The sequence below is a fragment of the Mammaliicoccus sp. FSL K6-3158 genome, assembly GCF_038005105.1.
Classification (GTDB): domain Bacteria; phylum Bacillota; class Bacilli; order Staphylococcales; family Staphylococcaceae; genus Mammaliicoccus; species Mammaliicoccus sciuri.
Genome location: NZ_JBBOSL010000001.1, coordinates 2,422,474 through 2,437,550 on the forward strand (window position 1 = coordinate 2,422,474; position 15,077 = coordinate 2,437,550).

The window sequence follows — 15,077 nt, forward strand, 5'->3', positions numbered from 1 at the left end:
GGAGGAAAAAATATGAATATTTTCAAAAAGAAACTTTTTTGGATGACACCTATTCTAGTAATCGTCATACTATTATTATTAGCGATTGCTTTTATTCCAGCATATAATCCAGAACCTAAATCAGTACCAATTGCAATTGTGAATCAAGATAAGGGTACAACAATGCAAGACAAAGATGTCAATATCGGGAAAACTTTTGCAGATAAAATTAAAGACAATAAAGATTTATCAGACAAAGTTGAATGGGTAGATGTAGATAGTAAGAAAGATTTAAAACAAGGCTTCAAAGACAACAAATATTATGGGGCATTAATTTTAGATGAAAATCTTTCAAAAGATTCTATGAGTAAAGTTCAAAAGACAGTTCAAGAGGCAAAAATTAAAGAAATGCAGTCACAAATGAAAGAAAAAATTGAAAGTGGACAAATTCCACCTGAACAAGCTAAAAAAATGCAAGAACAAAACAAAGTTGAACCTGTTAAAGTTAAACAAGGACAAGTTGAGATTATCGTTAACGAAGGTGCAAGCATGCAAGGTGCACAACTCGCGAATACAATGTTAACGACTATCGGCGATCAACTAAATACACAAATTTCTAAACAAGGTATCCAAACTTTAGATAAAATGGATGTCGACGTTTCAGCTTCAGATATTCAAGGTATCACAAATCCAATTAAAGTGGATAAAACAAACATGAACGCTGTTAAATCACATCAAGCTAACGGAAACTTACCACTCTTAATGTTCACACCAGTATGGTTAGCATCATTAGTTGGCTCAGTTGTTCTATTCTTCTCATTCAGAACAAGTAATAATATCACAATTAAAGACCGAATTATCGCTTCACTTGGCCAATTAGGCGGCGCTATTGTTACAGCATTAATCGGTGGATTTGGATATATTTACTTTATGACGCACGTATTAAATGTAACAATTCATGAACCAATTAAAATAGGTTTATATATTTCAATCGCGATCCTTGCTTTCATCAGTCTAATCTTAGGATTTATGACATGGTTGGGTGTCAAAGCTATTCCATTATTTATGGTATTGTTATTCTTTAGTTTGCAACTCATAATGTTACCAACACAAATGTTGCCACAATTTTATCAAGACTATATGATTGGATGGAATCCATTTAGACATTATGCAGAAACATTAAGAGGACTATTGTATTTACACCACGATATCGAACTTAATAGTACAATGTGGATGTTTATAGGCTTTATCATCTTCGGTGGTGTATCATCTATATCAGCTGCTATCCTTAGAAAACATAGCGGAAAAAGAACAGAAGTACCATCATAAAATATAAAAATCTCATGTGACTGAATCATTCACTGCCACATGAGATTTTTTATTATGTTATTTTTTCTCTTTGAATCCTTGCGATTTTGCGTGCTAACGATCTTGTTTTGTTTTTTTGAACGTTAGAAATTCTAACGATCTTGTTTTCTACTCTTGATCGTTAGCCACTCCCTACTACTACTCCCCCTCACACAAGAAAAGACCAGCTCGGTTGAGCTGGTCTTCTTTTTATAATATTTCTCTTGCTTTAAGTACCGCTTCTTGCGTAATTTCATGACTGTTAACCCATGCTTCTGTCACTGTTGCGTTACGTTCTTTAAATATTTCTATCACGCGCTCGCTTTGTGCGTTTGTAACGATTGGATCTCTTGCCCCCATTGATAAAAAGACATTAAAATGAGATAAATCTTTATGATTATTTTCTAAATCTAATGGATAAAGTGGTGCAAAGAGTAATGCTTTTTGAAATGGTGTTTGTTCTCTTAATATGAGATTAATCGCCATATTAGAACCATTAGAGAATCCTACTGGAATAACATCTTCTAAGTTAAAGCCATATTCTTTAGATGATCCTTCTATAAATTCATACAGTTCTTGTCCTCTATATTCTAAATCTTCTAAGTCATATTGCCCTTCTCCGAGTCTTTTGAAATATCTAGCCATACCATTTTCAGATACTTCACCTTTAACACTCAAAATACTATAAGTCGGATCAAGCATTTCTGCTAATGGTAATAAATCTCTTTCATCTCCACCTGTTCCGTGAAGTAATAGAAATACTGGTTTACCTTGTGCACCTTGTTTAAATATATGTTTCATATTTACTATCTCCCATCATATTATGGTCTTTCGATTGTGAATGTGTGTCCGATTTCTGCATAATCATTCCCGGCAAGTCTACTTACCGCATTGAGCTCTTCTTTATTAATATAGCCATCATTATAGATACGCTCGTCAAAATGATAATACTTCACTTCTAGCAATAATAAATCTGAAATAGGTTGTCCGTCTTTTTCAATTACAATATCATCATATAGAACCGCTTCAAATCGAACTTTACTTTGCTTTAAGCCTTTCACAGAAACTTCAACTGAATCTACTGTTTCAAAATTCGTACGTTCGAGTTCACTCTCTTCATGACTTAACAAAGCTGCTGTTTGATTCGCATCACGCACATTATCTGTATCTACAATATGCACGACCGCTTCTTTATTCTGAACGATATTTCGTGCAGTATCTTTCATTTCACCATTCACTCTTTGTACTGCAATGGAAAGAATCGGTGGGTCTGAAGATACAACATTGAAAAAGCTAAACGGCGCTATATTCAATACGTTATCATCTGATTCTGTCGTTACTAATGCAATTGGTCTAGGAATAATAGATCCTATTAACAATTTATAGTTTTCTTTTTGCGATAAGACTTCTGGTCGTATCTCCTTCATCTTAGCCACACCTTTTCTTATTAATGTTTTCTACTAGTATCAAAAGCTTTAATTTCAGATTCAATGTAGTCACGTTTTGCTTCTAAGAATGGTGGTAATGCAAGACTTTCACCTAAAGTTTCATAAGGTTCATCTCCCATAAATCCTGGACCATCAGTTGATACTTCAATAAGAATATGACCGATTCTTGCGTATAGCGCTTCAAAATAATATCTATCGACATTACCTGAGTTACCAATACGAAGTTCGTTATATTTTTCTTCCCATGCTTTAATCGCTTCATGGTCTTTCAATCTGAATGATACATGATGTACTTCACCGTAACCTTGTCTTGCTTCAGGACCTTGGTCGTCTTTTCTCAAAATAACTTGACCACCGTTACCGCCTTCACCAACTTCTAACAATGTTACGTTATCTTCTTCAATAATTGGTTTCATACCGTAAACTTGTTTCAGTACAGATTTGAAATCTTCATAATAGCTCACTGTAATTTCAATTGGTCCTAAACCATAAATCGCTTTATCTTCGGGTACTGGACCATTTTTCCAAGGAGTACCTGGTTTAACACCTTCATTTAATTCATCTGAAATTAATTGATATCTTTGGCCATCTTCTTCTTCAAAAGGTAATACCTTTTTACCGAATAGATCTTGGATACCATCATGTTTAACGCCAAATTCTTCAAAGCGATTTAAATAATATTCAAGCGCTGCATCGTTTGGCACTCTGAATGCTGCACGGCTAATTGAATTTGTACCACGACTACCTTTCGGGTTATTTGGAAAATCAAAGAATGTCATGTCTGTACCTGGAGACCCTTGATCATCTGCGAAAAATGTATGGTACGTATATATATCATCTTGGTTTACTGTTTTCTTAACTAAACGCATACCTAGTACTTGTGTGAAAAATTCATAGTTTCTTACTGCATCATTTGTCATTGCAGTTACGTGATGGATACCGATAAGTTCTGGTTTACTCATTATAGTTTCCTTCTTTCTTTATTTTTATTTCGAATTCGAAATAATAAGTTGTAAAAAAATTTGCGCTATCCCCTACTCAGTAGAATTTGCGCTTATTTTTTTAAGTGCTCTACGAAAAATCGCAAGCTCTTCGTCATCTAATATCGAAAATGCTTTTTCAATTGTTTCGGCATGTTGTGGAAAAATACGTTCCATCAATTCATGGCCACTTTCAGTCAGAACAGCATACATAATACGTTTATCTTGCTCATCTTGTCGACGTGTTACATATCCTTTCTTAACAAGTTGATCGATGACGTAAGTTGTACTGCTGCTTGCGATTAAAATGCGTTGTTTTACTTTTTGAATAGGCTGATCACCTTTATGATACAAAAGTTCCATTACAGCAAATTCAGTAATATTTAAACCGTAGTTTTTCATATCTTGTTTAACAATACGATCTAACGTATCATTTGTACGTTTTATACCTACTAGCGCTTTTAATGATTCTTTCGTTCTATCCATGTTCATCACCTATTCAAATATTATTTCGATTTCGAGATAACTATAACGCCCTTACTAATAAATGTCAACAGTTTTGAGTATAAAAAATATACTAACTTTGTTTTTATTATATTTTCAATATTCTAACAAATTTAATTTAGTTGATTTTTAATAATGTTTAACCTATAATTCTTATTGAAAAACTAAGGTATTTATTAATTTATATTGGGGTAATGGGATGAAAGCATTCGATTTAATCGGGAATACACCACTTGTCTTATTGGAACATTACAGTACAGACAACGTGAAAATATTTGCGAAATTAGAAAGTTATAACTTAGGTGGCAGCATTAAAGATCGACTAGGCAAGCATTTGATAGAACATGCACTAGCTGAAGGTAATATTCATTCTGGAGATACGATAGTTGAAGCCACTGCCGGTAACACAGGTATAGGACTTGCTATCGTAGCGAACCATTACAATATTAACTGCGTTATCTTTGCACCTGAAGGCTTTTCTGAAGAAAAAATGAATATCATGAAAGCTTTAGGGGCAGAAGTAAGAAGAACACCACGTTCTGAAGGTATGTTAGGTGCCCGTCAACAAGCACAGTCCTACGCTGAACAATACGGCGCTTATTATATCAATCAATTTGAAAATGAAGAGAATCCACAAGCATATATTCATACTTTAGCGACAGAAATTCTTGAACAATGTCCAGACATCACACATTTGATTGCTGGCGCTGGTTCTGGCGGAACTTTTACAGGAATAGCTTCAGTCATGAAAGAACATCAAGTACGAAATATCATTGTAGAACCTGAAGGAAGCATTCTTGCTGGTGGCGAAACGCATGCTCACGATACTGAAGGTATTGGCGTTGAAAAGTGGCCACCATTTCTAAAGCGAGATTTAATCGATGATATTAAAGTCATTTCGGATCGAGATGCATTTACAAATGTATCAGGTCTTGCACTAAATGAGGGTATTCTTGCTGGTAGTTCATCAGGCGCAGCATTACAAGCAGCAATTGACCTTTCAAAACAAATCGAACAAGGACATATCGTCGTCATTTTCCCTGATGGCAGTGATAGATATATGTCTAAAAATATATTTAATTATGGAGGAAAAGATTATGAATAAAAAAACATTACTCATCCATGGTGGTAAAACAACAGATGCATATACAGGTGCGGTAACAACACCAATTTATCAAACAAGCACTTATGAACAAGACGGAATCGGAAATTTAAGACAAGGTTATGAATATTCAAGAACAGCTAACCCTACTCGTACGGCATTAGAAACATTAATTGCGGATTTAGAACACGGTACAAATGGTTATGCTTTCGGTTCTGGTATGGCAGCAATCTCAGCAGTCATCATGTTATTAGACAAAGGTGACCATATTTTAATTAATTCAGATGTATACGGTGGTACTTACCGCGCATTAACAAAAGTATTCTCTCGCTTCGGTATTGAATTTGATTTTATCAATACAACTGATGTAAGCAATATCGAATCTTCTATTAAAGACACAACTAAAATGTTATTTATCGAAACACCATCAAATCCGTTACTTCAAGTAACAGATATTAAAGCAGCAAGTGACATTGCTAAAAAACATGACATGTTAACTGTTGTAGATAATACATTTATGACACCTTATTACCAAAATCCATTAGACCTAGGTGCTGATATTGTTCTTCACTCAGCTACTAAATACTTAGGCGGACATAGTGATGTTGTTTCAGGTTTAATTGTAACAGCAAACGAAAGCCTTGGAGACAGAATTGGTTTCATCCAAAATTCAACTGGTGGTATTTTAGGGCCTCAAGATAGTTATTTATTAACACGTGGTATCAAAACATTAGGTTTAAGAGTAGAACAAATTAATAGAAACGTTAAAGAAGTCGTAGCATTATTAAACAAACATGAAAATGTTGTTAAAACAATTCACCCATTAAACGAAGACCATGTGAATCGCGACATTCACTTCAAACAAGCTTCAGGATACCCAGGTATTATTTCATTTGAAGTCGCTGATGTAGAAAAAGCAAAAGAAGTGATTAAACATACAAAATTATTCACATTAGCAGAAAGCTTAGGCGCAGTAGAAAGTTTAATTTCAGTACCAAGTCTTATGACACATGCATCAATACCAGCAGAAATTCGTCATAAAGAAGGTATCGCAGACGGCATGATCCGTTTATCTATCGGTATAGAAGATACAGAAGACTTAGTAGAAGACTTAAACCAAGCATTAAATCAAATATAATAAAAAGAAAGGCTGAGACAGCGGAAATTGACCGCTATCTCAGCCTTTTATCATATTTGAGATGTGGTGGAAGCATGTATTTGGTGAGTGATGGAGGTATTTGAGGAAGCGTATGTTGCTTGTTTGGGTAGTCTTGCAATATACGACGGTTCTATGTTGCTAGTCATGGCCCACTTGCAATATTCAGGCCTCCAATGTTGCTTGTCATGGCCCACTTGCAATATTCACGGCTCCAATGTTGCTAGTCATGGTCCACTTGCAATTTTCACGGCTCCAACATTGCTAGTCACCCTCCACTTGCAATATTCACGGCTCCAATGTTGCTAGTCATGGCCCACTTGCAATATTCACGGCTCCAACATTGCTAGTCACCCTCCACTTGCAATATTCGAGGTTCCTATTTATCTTGTTTACTCAGTCTTGATAAATACAACGCTCCTATTTATCTTGTCGACCCCATTTCTATAATTACAAACCTCTCTATCCATCACACCATCCCCAATACACTCCTCACCCCATTTACTTCTCCGAAAAAGAAAGTCAGGGACATCACGCGAGATGTCCCTGACTTTTTATTAGAATTTTAATTTATCTGGTCTATAAAATGCGATGATAATTGAAGCGATGATAAAGAATGCCATGGCAATAAATAACGGGAAGTCGATTTTAATATCGAATGCTGCTCCGGCTACTAATGGTCCTATCAAGTTACCAACACTTGTGGCTGCTGAGTTCAAGCCACCTGCTGTTCCTTGGTTATTACCTGCTAATTTAGAGAAATAGTTCGTCATAGATGGTCTGATCAAATCAAATCCTATAAATATTACGAAACTGACTAACATCACTGTAATGTAGTGAGAAGCATATACAAAAGCTCCTAGAATTAACACTGAGTAGATTAATGAGAATAGCGTTAATTTAATTTCACCGATCTTACCGACAAGTTTCTCGAATAAGAATAATTGGAATATAACCCCTACTATTGCTCCGCCTGTAATCGCGATAGAAATATCTTTCGGTTCAAAGCCTACTTTCTCTGCTGTATATAATGAGAACATTGTTTCGGTAGATGCTAAACCGTAAGACAATATCAACATAATGATGACAGGTACGACAAACAATTTATATGGAAATGGCTCTTTGACTTTAGGACGTGCTGTTTCATTTGAATCATCGTCACTTGCTTCTTTTAAAAGGAATACTGAGAATAACAAAGCGATGATTCCAAGTGCACCAGCAAAATAAAAAGGCATTCTATGCGAAATTTCTGCTAAGAATCCTCCTACACCTGGTCCAACTATGAACCCTGTATTAATAACGGCTGACATATAACTAAAGTTCTTTGCTCTATTTTCTGAAGTTGATAAATCACCAATCATACCATTTACACCAGGCATGACAAACGCTGCACTAATGCCACCTAATACTCTTGAAACTAAAAGTATTGAAAATGTATTACCCATTGCGAAAATAAATTCTGAAATGGAGAATAACAGCAGGCCGATAATGATAATAATTTTTTTGCCAAACTTATCTGCAAATCGTCCTCCAAACGGTGAAGCGATCATTTGGAACATTGCAAATACTGCGACCAGCAAGCCTAAATCACTTCCATTTAAATCTAAATCATGCAAAATTGTAGGTAATACTGGTATGACAATACTAATACCTAAAAACATTAAAAATATATTAAAATATAAAACATTTAACTTATTATTCATTTTAGACCTCCTTCTTCATTACTTTTATAAATATTAAGTGATTTTCACTATATTCTAATCTATTTATTTTGATTTGCATAACATAATGCAATCTTTAATATATACAATTTATAGTGTATAGTAACTATACAGTCAATAGGAGGAACTTAATTTATGCAAAAAATTAATCAAATACCTATAAGTGAGTTTGCAAGCTTAACAAATGTTAGCCGTCAGACACTCATATACTATGATAAAATCAATCTTTTTAAACCAGATTATAAAAATGAAATTGGGTACCGATATTACTCCATTAAACAAATTGAACTTATAAGTGTGATTACTTTATTGAAAGAACTCGGCATGCCATTAAAAGAAATTAAAGAATACACACAAAATAAATCACCAGAGCACTTTTTAAATTTGATGACACAACAGAAAAAAACGATCCAAGAGCAGAAGAAGCATTTAGAATACAATGAAATGATCATTGATAGTAAGATTCAACTCATCAGAGATGCAATGGAAACATCCTTTGATCAAATTGAAATTGAAGAATATGATGAAATGACTTTCTATATCAGTGACAACATCGCGAATGCTTCAGAACTCGATTTCTTAATTTCGATTAACCAGTTTATTGATGAGCTGAAATCACACGAAATTTTTTCTAGTCAGCCAATTGGTGTCGTAACGCATAAAAATGATATTTTAAGTGGTAATTATTATCATTATAGTTACCTTTACGTGAATATCCCAAATTCTAAAAAGCACTACAAAAATACCGTTACGTTAAAAGGTAAATATTTAGTCGGTTATTATATTGGGATTGATGAACATGTTGAAGAAGCGTATAACAAAATGCTAAATAAAATCGATGAATTGAATTTAACGATGGGTGAATATGTATATGAAGAATATGTATTTGATTCAGTTATTAAAAATAATGAGAATGAATATATCACTAAAATTATGATTGAAATCATATAAAAAGTGAGCGGGACAGAAATCTAATTTGTAAAAAAAGATTTCGTAGTCCCGCCCCGGCAAGGATGACTAGAGTTGAAAAAGCTTGGTACAAGCGCATTTCAATTCAGTCATCTACTGCCAAGATACTACAAGAGACTGAGACATTACATTATGTCCCAGTCTCTATTATTTTATCGGAAACATCTTGAAATAAGTACCGATTTTCCACAAGTATTCTAACGGACCATATTTAAAGTAACTTAGCCATAAACTTGAGAATATTAACTGTATCACAAGAATGATTAAACAAAGATTCGCCGTATGGATTAAACGACAATCTGACAAACCTAATCCATAGCTAAACAATAGTATCAACAACGTCTGCCCGATATAATTCGTAAGTGCCATTTGCCCATACGTTCTTAACGGTTTCAATAATTGTTGCACGACTTTATATTGTAACAACGTGACGAGTACACTAAAGTAACATATCGTCATAATTGGACTCAAAATTAAAATCAATTGATTCGTTAAAGCATATTGTTTCAAATATTGCGCTTCAGTGATACCTGTATATTTAATCGCTTGGTAAGAAGCGCCAACATAGATTTGATTCAAATAATAGATGCCGATTACCGAAATGATCATCGTCAATAGCGCAATAATGGCATAATACTGTCTATATTGGTACATTTTTTGATGTAGACCAAATTGGGCAAATGTTAAACCTAAAGTGAACAGTGGAAGTGGCATTAATATTTTACCGCCCAATCCAATCGCTACGCATAAGAGTATCATACCGATTGCGAAATTCACCCATTTATTCACTTTAAACAGTGGTAGCAATACTAAACCAAATATAGCGTAAACAAGCAATACCTCTCCCGGTTGGAGTTGCATATGTCCTAATCCTAACAGCGCCAATATTACAATTCTTCTCAAATAAATTACATATGGTTGCTCACTTTTTTCTTTCGCACGATTGATAAAAATATAAAAACCAACACCAAACAAAAATGAAAAAATCGACATAAACTTTGATTCAATAAATATATCTAAAAACTTCTGATAACGAACTTCTAATAATGAAAAATCAAATGGTACTTGTATAATGCTCGAAACATTAAGAAAAATAATACCTAATAAAGCAAATCCTCTAATATAATCTAATTCATAAATACGATGATTCGATGCAGTTGGATTCATAACAAATGCCTCCCTTAATTCCTTGTTATAATTTATCATTTATACAAAAAAATACAACGAACAATATTGTCACATGCCCTGTCACATCGCATTATAAAAGGCTAGGACAATTCAAGTTGTCCTAGCCTTTTACTTCTATGCCTTCAATCTTGCTTGAATCATAATTGGATATATACATAATGCTGATATGATTCCAATTGCGCCTAATATATGAAACATTTCATAAATATGCTGATATACCCATTTGAAGAATGGCGTGAAATTACCGAGTACAAACCAGATAAATACGATGACACCTAGAAATAGTACACCGATCATTGTTGGGATAACACCTATGCGATAAATAATCGCACCGAGTAAGAAACAAATTCCTGCGATAAACAAAATAGCTAGGAAATCCACCCACATACTATCCAATCCACTAGCGTTAGGCAGTATATCCGATATTCTCATAAGTGTTACGTCGCTATTCGTCACACTTGCTACACGTTCTAATATAAAGCTAATCACTTCTTGAATGATAAGCATCATAACTATAAATATAATGTAACTTAGCCATAAACTTACGATATACTGTCTTCTTGTCGCACCAAGTTCAATTGATGATTTAAGTGGATCACCAAACATGAATAATGGTAAGAAACCTAATATGCCGTATACTGGCCCAGATAATAAAGGATTAAATGAATCTGATGGTTCAATATAAAATCCAATTACAAAGTATATCGCGGCTAAAACAACAAGTACGATACTAAACGTATATAATTGTACTTTTAGTTCTTTAAAGATAATCGAGAAAGACCCTTTTAAATCACCCATGATTAGCCTCCTTTGTCATTGTCATATTTACTAAATAATCTTGAATACTTGCTTTATCAACTTTCACATTCAACGCTCTACACTGTTCTTGTAATGCTGCATCATAAGGGATATCCGCCATCACTTTATGCTGACTCATAATCGTTGATTGCTCGATAATAGCATCCTTAGAAGTAATTTGATGGATATCCTCTAATTTACCAACTAATATCGCACCTCTAGATTGAAAGTATTCAATCGGTTCATGTAACTTCACACGATGATCAGATATAACAATGAGCTTTTCACATATCTTCTCAATTTCTTTAATATGATGAGAAGCTATCATAATATATCTCGGATCCGCTTCGAACGATTCTCTCAACGCTTGTGTAAATAACTTTCTCATATAAGCATCTAATCCGTTTGTCGGTTCATCTAACATTGTTACAGGTGCATGACTTGCAAGCCCAATTATACTTTGAACCATTGATTTCATACCTTTAGAAAAGTTTCGAATCTTCTTCTTTCGTGGTAGTTCAAATAAATCTATTAAATAATCCGCTTCTTCTTGATCCCAATTGTCATTGAACATCGCTGCAAATTTCATCGCGTCATTTACATTCCATGACTTTCCAAAGAAGTGATTCTCTCTTAAATACGTAATTTGCTTTGAAGCTTCTGCATTGTTATAAGGTTTATAGTTTAATATCGCTATGTCACCTGAATTTTGTTTTTCTTGACCTGACATGAGTTTCATTAACGTCGTCTTACCAGAACCATTTCGTCCCCATAAACCAATAATCATTGGTTCATCATCTTGAAGTGTTAAATCTTGAAGTACATATTCATCTTTATACTTAAACGACATGTTCTGAATATCAATGATTGTCATAGTCTTGTTCCACCCTTCTTATGAGTTCTTCCTTACTTATATTAAGTCTCTTAGCTTCTTTAACCATGTTTTGGATATAAGAGTTTGAGAAGTCTTGCATTCTTGTATTTACGAGCTTGTCGCGCGCATCTTCAGCTATAAATACACCAATCCCTCTCTTCTTAGCTACAATGCCTTCATCCATCAACAGTGCAATACCTTTTTGAGCCGTCGCTCTATTAATATTGTAAAAGTTTGAAAGTTCCGTTGTGGAAGGTATTTGTTCGCCTTCTGACAAAAGTCCTTCAACTAAATCATCTTTAATCATATCTGCAATTTGCAAAAATATAGGTGTATCTTCATTTAAAATAGGTTTCATTTTCATTCTCCTTATCCTATAACATGATTGGTTGATTAGTTGTGTAATCAACTATAATATCATTCATGCTATTTGTCAAACATTCTTCATTTATTTCATTCGTCCTAAACGATGTTAACCCCTATTATATCAGCAATTCACGTACGTTAAATTTAATTATTTAAACAACAAAAAAGACTTAGACACCTCATCATGTCTAAGTCCTTTATAGTTATATACATCTAAAACAACGTATGAATCGCTTTGTCGAAATATTTTTCAAAGTATTCATGTCTATGGATACCTTCTTCATCAGTAATAAACGTTAAAGTCGAATCATCATTGACCAGCTTCTCTTTCACCAATTCAACCGCTTCATACGTATTCGGTACCATCCATTTTAAAATATTAGGATATTCTACCCCTTCTTGCTCACCTACATACCAATAAATATGACGTGGATACTCTATTGATTTACTATTTTTAATGAAATCTAAAAAGTTCGGATACCACATAGAAGCAGACATTAAGATATAGCTACCAAATAAGTGTGGACGTGTTAATAAAGCATATAATGAGACTAACGCGCCGAAAGAGCCACCACCGATTGCTAAATATTCTGCTTCATCAAAGATATGATAATGTTCTTTAAGAAATGGTATTAATTCAAATTCCAACATATCTAAATATTGATCAGCATTTCCCGCATAATGTGCTTGATCAACTTTCTCTTCCCATGGTGTATACTCCCTATTTCTATCAACCGGTTCAATACCAACATACATAATATTTCTTGGCTTGTCTTCAATCAGTTTATTAAATATATAATCCCCATCTTGAACGATTACTGTCTTAAATGGTTTAGGATTTTGTTCATCATAACCAACTGGCATTGCCACCGTTACGAATCGATCATTCCATAAAAATTTTTGTACAACTTGCATAACTTTTCACTCCCGTTATATTCCCTTTTACAATTGAGAAACGTTATCATTTATTACATCATACCATAAATACCGTTAGTTATCATTTGCATATAAGATGTCTTTGTATCATGATAAAAATAATCTATAAATAAATTTAACAAGGGGTGTTATTTTTATGAAAAAAGCGCTAATCGTTCTTACAGAAGCATATGCAGATTGGGAAGTCAGTTACGTTGCTGCAGAACTCGCTATGTCGCACGGATTTGAAATCGATACAGTATCATTAGGTGAATCAACTGTGACATCTATCGGCCAATTGAAGACAATTGTTGACTATACAATAGATGACATTAAAGAGCCTTACGATGCTTTAATTATCATTGGCGGTAACAATTGGTCACAAATTGAAAATGAACATCTCGTACAACTCATTAAGACGTCATTAGACAACAATATTGTTGTAGGCGCAATATGTGCGGCCGTTGACTTTTTTGCACGAAATAGTTTACTTACGGGATATAAACATACAGGAAATGATTTAAACCAATGGACGACAGAAGAGAACTACAAAGCCTATACAAACGCATTAGACTTTATGAATGAAGATAGTGTCGTTGATAAGAACCTCGTCACAGCAAACGGATCTAGTGCAGTAGACTTTGCTTTTAATGTGATTCTTGCATTAGGACTTGTGGATTACAAAGAAGCTGAAAAACAAAAGTACTTTTATAAATCAGGTTATGTATCTTATAAGATGAAATACGGAGAAATCGGATAAGAAACGAAGAAATATAAAAATAACCTTTAAGGAGCGCTCAATATGACACAACATGAAAACATTGTCACGATTGCCGCAGAATGTGGTTTAGATATTCAACCTGAATCCATTACAATAAACGAATCAGGACTTGATTTTCAAGTAGCATTTGCTGAAGATAGACATGGTGTTGAATGGGTATTACGTATACCTAGAAGACCAGAAGTGTACGAGCGAACAGATTCAGAAAAAGAAACCGTAGACTTCATACAACAACATGTATCATTTGAAGTACCTAATTGGCAAATTCATAAAGAAACTTTAATTGCGTATCCTAAACTAACAGGCGTACCTGCAGCTACAATTGATACTGAATTACAACAATACGTATGGGAAATAGAACATAAACCCGTGCCTCAGAACTTTATTAATACACTGGCAGAAGTACTTGTTGATTTGCATAGAATAACAGACGAAGAACTCGTTTCAAGTGAAATTAAGACGACAACGATTCAACAAATTAAACAAGATTATCAAGAGCGTATGCATAAAGTGAAAGAAACGTTCGGAGTCTCCCCTGACCTATGGAATAGATGGCAAAAATGGTTAGATAGAGATGAGCTCTGGCCGAATCATGTCACGATGATACACGGAGACTTGCACCCAGGACATATTATGGTGGATAAAGAAGCAAATGTGACAGGTCTTATAGATTGGACAGAAGCCAGTCACGCAGACCCCTCCAATGATTTCATGGGACATCACCGTGTATTTGGCGATGAAGGACTAGATGAACTAATAGAAGCTTATGATAAAGCAGGCGGTACGACATGGCCACATATGAAAGAACATATTATTGAATTAAATGCAGTATTCCCAATGTTTATCGCTGAATTTGCAATTGCCTCAGGAGAAGCGGCATATGAGAAGATGGCTAAGAAAGAATTAGGCGTTGATGAATAAGATCGTATCAAAAAAGGTTAGCTCGTGT

At 34.3% G+C, this 15,077-nt stretch carries 16 protein-coding genes; 6 read left to right on the plus strand and 10 right to left on the minus strand.

The annotated features are described in order from the left end of the window. The first annotated feature begins 12 nt into the window (after positions 1-12). Complete coding sequence (locus MHH94_RS12290) at positions 13-1,308, plus strand: YhgE/Pip domain-containing protein (RefSeq protein WP_232156739.1); 1,296 nt, start codon at positions 13-15, stop codon at positions 1,306-1,308. A gap of 228 nt (positions 1,309-1,536) precedes the next feature. On the opposite strand, the gene mhqD is transcribed toward MHH94_RS12290, so the two are convergent. The 4 genes from mhqD to MHH94_RS12310 form a co-directional block, all read right to left on the minus strand. Continuing rightward, positions 1,537-2,127, minus strand: coding sequence for a methylhydroquinone degradation carboxylesterase MhqD (gene mhqD / locus MHH94_RS12295; protein ID WP_107609146.1), 591 nt, complete (start codon positions 2,125-2,127; stop codon positions 1,537-1,539). 20 nt (positions 2,128-2,147) lie between these two features. Further along, a complete protein-coding gene (locus tag MHH94_RS12300) occupies positions 2,148-2,753 on the minus strand; it encodes a flavin reductase family protein (protein ID WP_232201953.1) in 606 nt (201 codons plus the stop codon). Positions 2,754-2,773: 20 nt separating this feature from the next. After that, positions 2,774-3,736, minus strand: a complete 963-nt coding sequence (mhqE, locus tag MHH94_RS12305; RefSeq protein ID WP_048541715.1) for a ring-cleaving dioxygenase MhqE — start codon at positions 3,734-3,736, stop codon at positions 2,774-2,776. A gap of 72 nt (positions 3,737-3,808) precedes the next feature. Further along, positions 3,809-4,240, minus strand: coding sequence for a MarR family winged helix-turn-helix transcriptional regulator (locus MHH94_RS12310; RefSeq protein WP_048541713.1), 432 nt, complete (start codon positions 4,238-4,240; stop codon positions 3,809-3,811). Between the two features lie 217 nt (positions 4,241-4,457). Here MHH94_RS12310 and MHH94_RS12315 point away from each other — a divergent pair, with 217 nt between their 5' ends. Continuing rightward, positions 4,458-5,363 carry a PLP-dependent cysteine synthase family protein gene (locus tag MHH94_RS12315; RefSeq protein ID WP_340841280.1) on the plus strand — a complete coding sequence of 302 codons (906 nt, stop codon included), beginning with the start codon at positions 4,458-4,460 and terminating at the stop codon, positions 5,361-5,363. After that, entirely contained in the window at positions 5,356-6,498 is a 1,143-nt protein-coding gene (locus MHH94_RS12320) for an aminotransferase class I/II-fold pyridoxal phosphate-dependent enzyme (RefSeq protein WP_107616969.1), read from the plus strand. The genes MHH94_RS12315 and MHH94_RS12320 overlap by 8 nt, the downstream gene beginning before the upstream one ends. 575 nt (positions 6,499-7,073) lie before the next feature. Here MHH94_RS12320 and norA read toward each other — a convergent pair. Next, positions 7,074-8,219 (minus strand): multidrug efflux MFS transporter NorA, encoded by a 1,146-nt coding sequence (gene norA, locus MHH94_RS12325; protein WP_088592515.1) that lies wholly within the window; start codon positions 8,217-8,219, stop codon positions 7,074-7,076. Between the two features lie 153 nt (positions 8,220-8,372). Here norA and MHH94_RS12330 point away from each other — a divergent pair, with 153 nt between their 5' ends. Next, on the plus strand, positions 8,373-9,188 hold the full coding sequence (locus MHH94_RS12330) for a MerR family transcriptional regulator (protein ID WP_049319595.1): 816 nt from the start codon (positions 8,373-8,375) through the stop codon (positions 9,186-9,188). A gap of 165 nt (positions 9,189-9,353) precedes the next feature. Here MHH94_RS12330 and MHH94_RS12335 read toward each other — a convergent pair whose 3' ends face one another. The 5 genes from MHH94_RS12335 to MHH94_RS12355 form a co-directional block, all read right to left on the minus strand. Next, positions 9,354-10,373, minus strand: coding sequence for a DUF418 domain-containing protein (locus tag MHH94_RS12335; RefSeq protein ID WP_158259697.1), 1,020 nt, complete (start codon positions 10,371-10,373; stop codon positions 9,354-9,356). Positions 10,374-10,508: 135 nt separating this feature from the next. Further along, positions 10,509-11,192 carry a hypothetical protein gene (locus MHH94_RS12340; protein WP_340841285.1) on the minus strand — a complete coding sequence of 228 codons (684 nt, stop codon included), beginning with the start codon at positions 11,190-11,192 and terminating at the stop codon, positions 10,509-10,511. Continuing rightward, the gene (locus tag MHH94_RS12345; RefSeq protein ID WP_058591819.1) at positions 11,185-12,066 is read right to left on the minus strand and encodes an ATP-binding cassette domain-containing protein; all 882 of its coding nucleotides are present in this window, start codon (positions 12,064-12,066) and stop codon (positions 11,185-11,187) included. The genes MHH94_RS12340 and MHH94_RS12345 overlap by 8 nt, the downstream gene beginning before the upstream one ends. Beyond that, positions 12,053-12,424 (minus strand): GntR family transcriptional regulator, encoded by a 372-nt coding sequence (locus MHH94_RS12350; RefSeq protein WP_340841287.1) that lies wholly within the window; start codon positions 12,422-12,424, stop codon positions 12,053-12,055. The genes MHH94_RS12345 and MHH94_RS12350 overlap by 14 nt, the downstream gene beginning before the upstream one ends. 221 nt (positions 12,425-12,645) lie before the next feature. Next, entirely contained in the window at positions 12,646-13,347 is a 702-nt protein-coding gene (locus tag MHH94_RS12355; RefSeq protein WP_107609151.1) for an alpha/beta hydrolase, read from the minus strand. Positions 13,348-13,504: 157 nt separating this feature from the next. On the opposite strand from MHH94_RS12355, the gene MHH94_RS12360 reads away from it, so the two are divergent. Together MHH94_RS12360 and MHH94_RS12365 are read left to right on the plus strand one after the other, a co-directional pair. Further along, entirely contained in the window at positions 13,505-14,107 is a 603-nt protein-coding gene (locus MHH94_RS12360) for a DJ-1/PfpI family protein (RefSeq protein WP_058591817.1), read from the plus strand. A 42-nt stretch (positions 14,108-14,149) separates the two neighbouring features. Next, entirely contained in the window at positions 14,150-15,049 is a 900-nt protein-coding gene (locus tag MHH94_RS12365) for a macrolide 2'-phosphotransferase (protein WP_340841290.1), read from the plus strand. The last annotated feature ends 28 nt before the right edge of the window (positions 15,050-15,077 follow it).

Bases quoted from the DNA above. Each gene is read 5' to 3' on its own strand.
- MHH94_RS12290 (WP_232156739.1), top strand. From the start codon at position 13: ATGAATATTTTCAAAAAGAAACTTTTTTGGATGACACCTATTCTAGTA.
- MHH94_RS12315 (WP_340841280.1), top strand. From the start codon at position 4,458: ATGAAAGCATTCGATTTAATCGGGAATACACCACTTGTCTTATTGGAA.
- MHH94_RS12355 (WP_107609151.1), bottom strand. From the start codon at position 13,347: ATGCAAGTTGTACAAAAATTTTTATGGAATGATCGATTCGTAACGGTG.
- MHH94_RS12340 (WP_340841285.1), bottom strand. From the start codon at position 11,192: ATGGGTGATTTAAAAGGGTCTTTCTCGATTATCTTTAAAGAACTAAAA.
- mhqE (WP_048541715.1), bottom strand. From the start codon at position 3,736: ATGAGTAAACCAGAACTTATCGGTATCCATCACGTAACTGCAATGACA.
- MHH94_RS12360 (WP_058591817.1), top strand. From the start codon at position 13,505: ATGAAAAAAGCGCTAATCGTTCTTACAGAAGCATATGCAGATTGGGAA.
- norA (WP_088592515.1), bottom strand. From the start codon at position 8,219: ATGAATAATAAGTTAAATGTTTTATATTTTAATATATTTTTAATGTTT.
- MHH94_RS12310 (WP_048541713.1), bottom strand. From the start codon at position 4,240: ATGGATAGAACGAAAGAATCATTAAAAGCGCTAGTAGGTATAAAACGT.
- MHH94_RS12335 (WP_158259697.1), bottom strand. From the start codon at position 10,373: ATGAATCCAACTGCATCGAATCATCGTATTTATGAATTAGATTATATT.
- MHH94_RS12320 (WP_107616969.1), top strand. From the start codon at position 5,356: ATGAATAAAAAAACATTACTCATCCATGGTGGTAAAACAACAGATGCA.
- MHH94_RS12350 (WP_340841287.1), bottom strand. From the start codon at position 12,424: ATGAAACCTATTTTAAATGAAGATACACCTATATTTTTGCAAATTGCA.
- MHH94_RS12300 (WP_232201953.1), bottom strand. From the start codon at position 2,753: ATGAAGGAGATACGACCAGAAGTCTTATCGCAAAAAGAAAACTATAAA.
- MHH94_RS12365 (WP_340841290.1), top strand. From the start codon at position 14,150: ATGACACAACATGAAAACATTGTCACGATTGCCGCAGAATGTGGTTTA.
- mhqD (WP_107609146.1), bottom strand. From the start codon at position 2,127: ATGAAACATATATTTAAACAAGGTGCACAAGGTAAACCAGTATTTCTA.
- MHH94_RS12330 (WP_049319595.1), top strand. From the start codon at position 8,373: ATGCAAAAAATTAATCAAATACCTATAAGTGAGTTTGCAAGCTTAACA.
- MHH94_RS12345 (WP_058591819.1), bottom strand. From the start codon at position 12,066: ATGACAATCATTGATATTCAGAACATGTCGTTTAAGTATAAAGATGAA.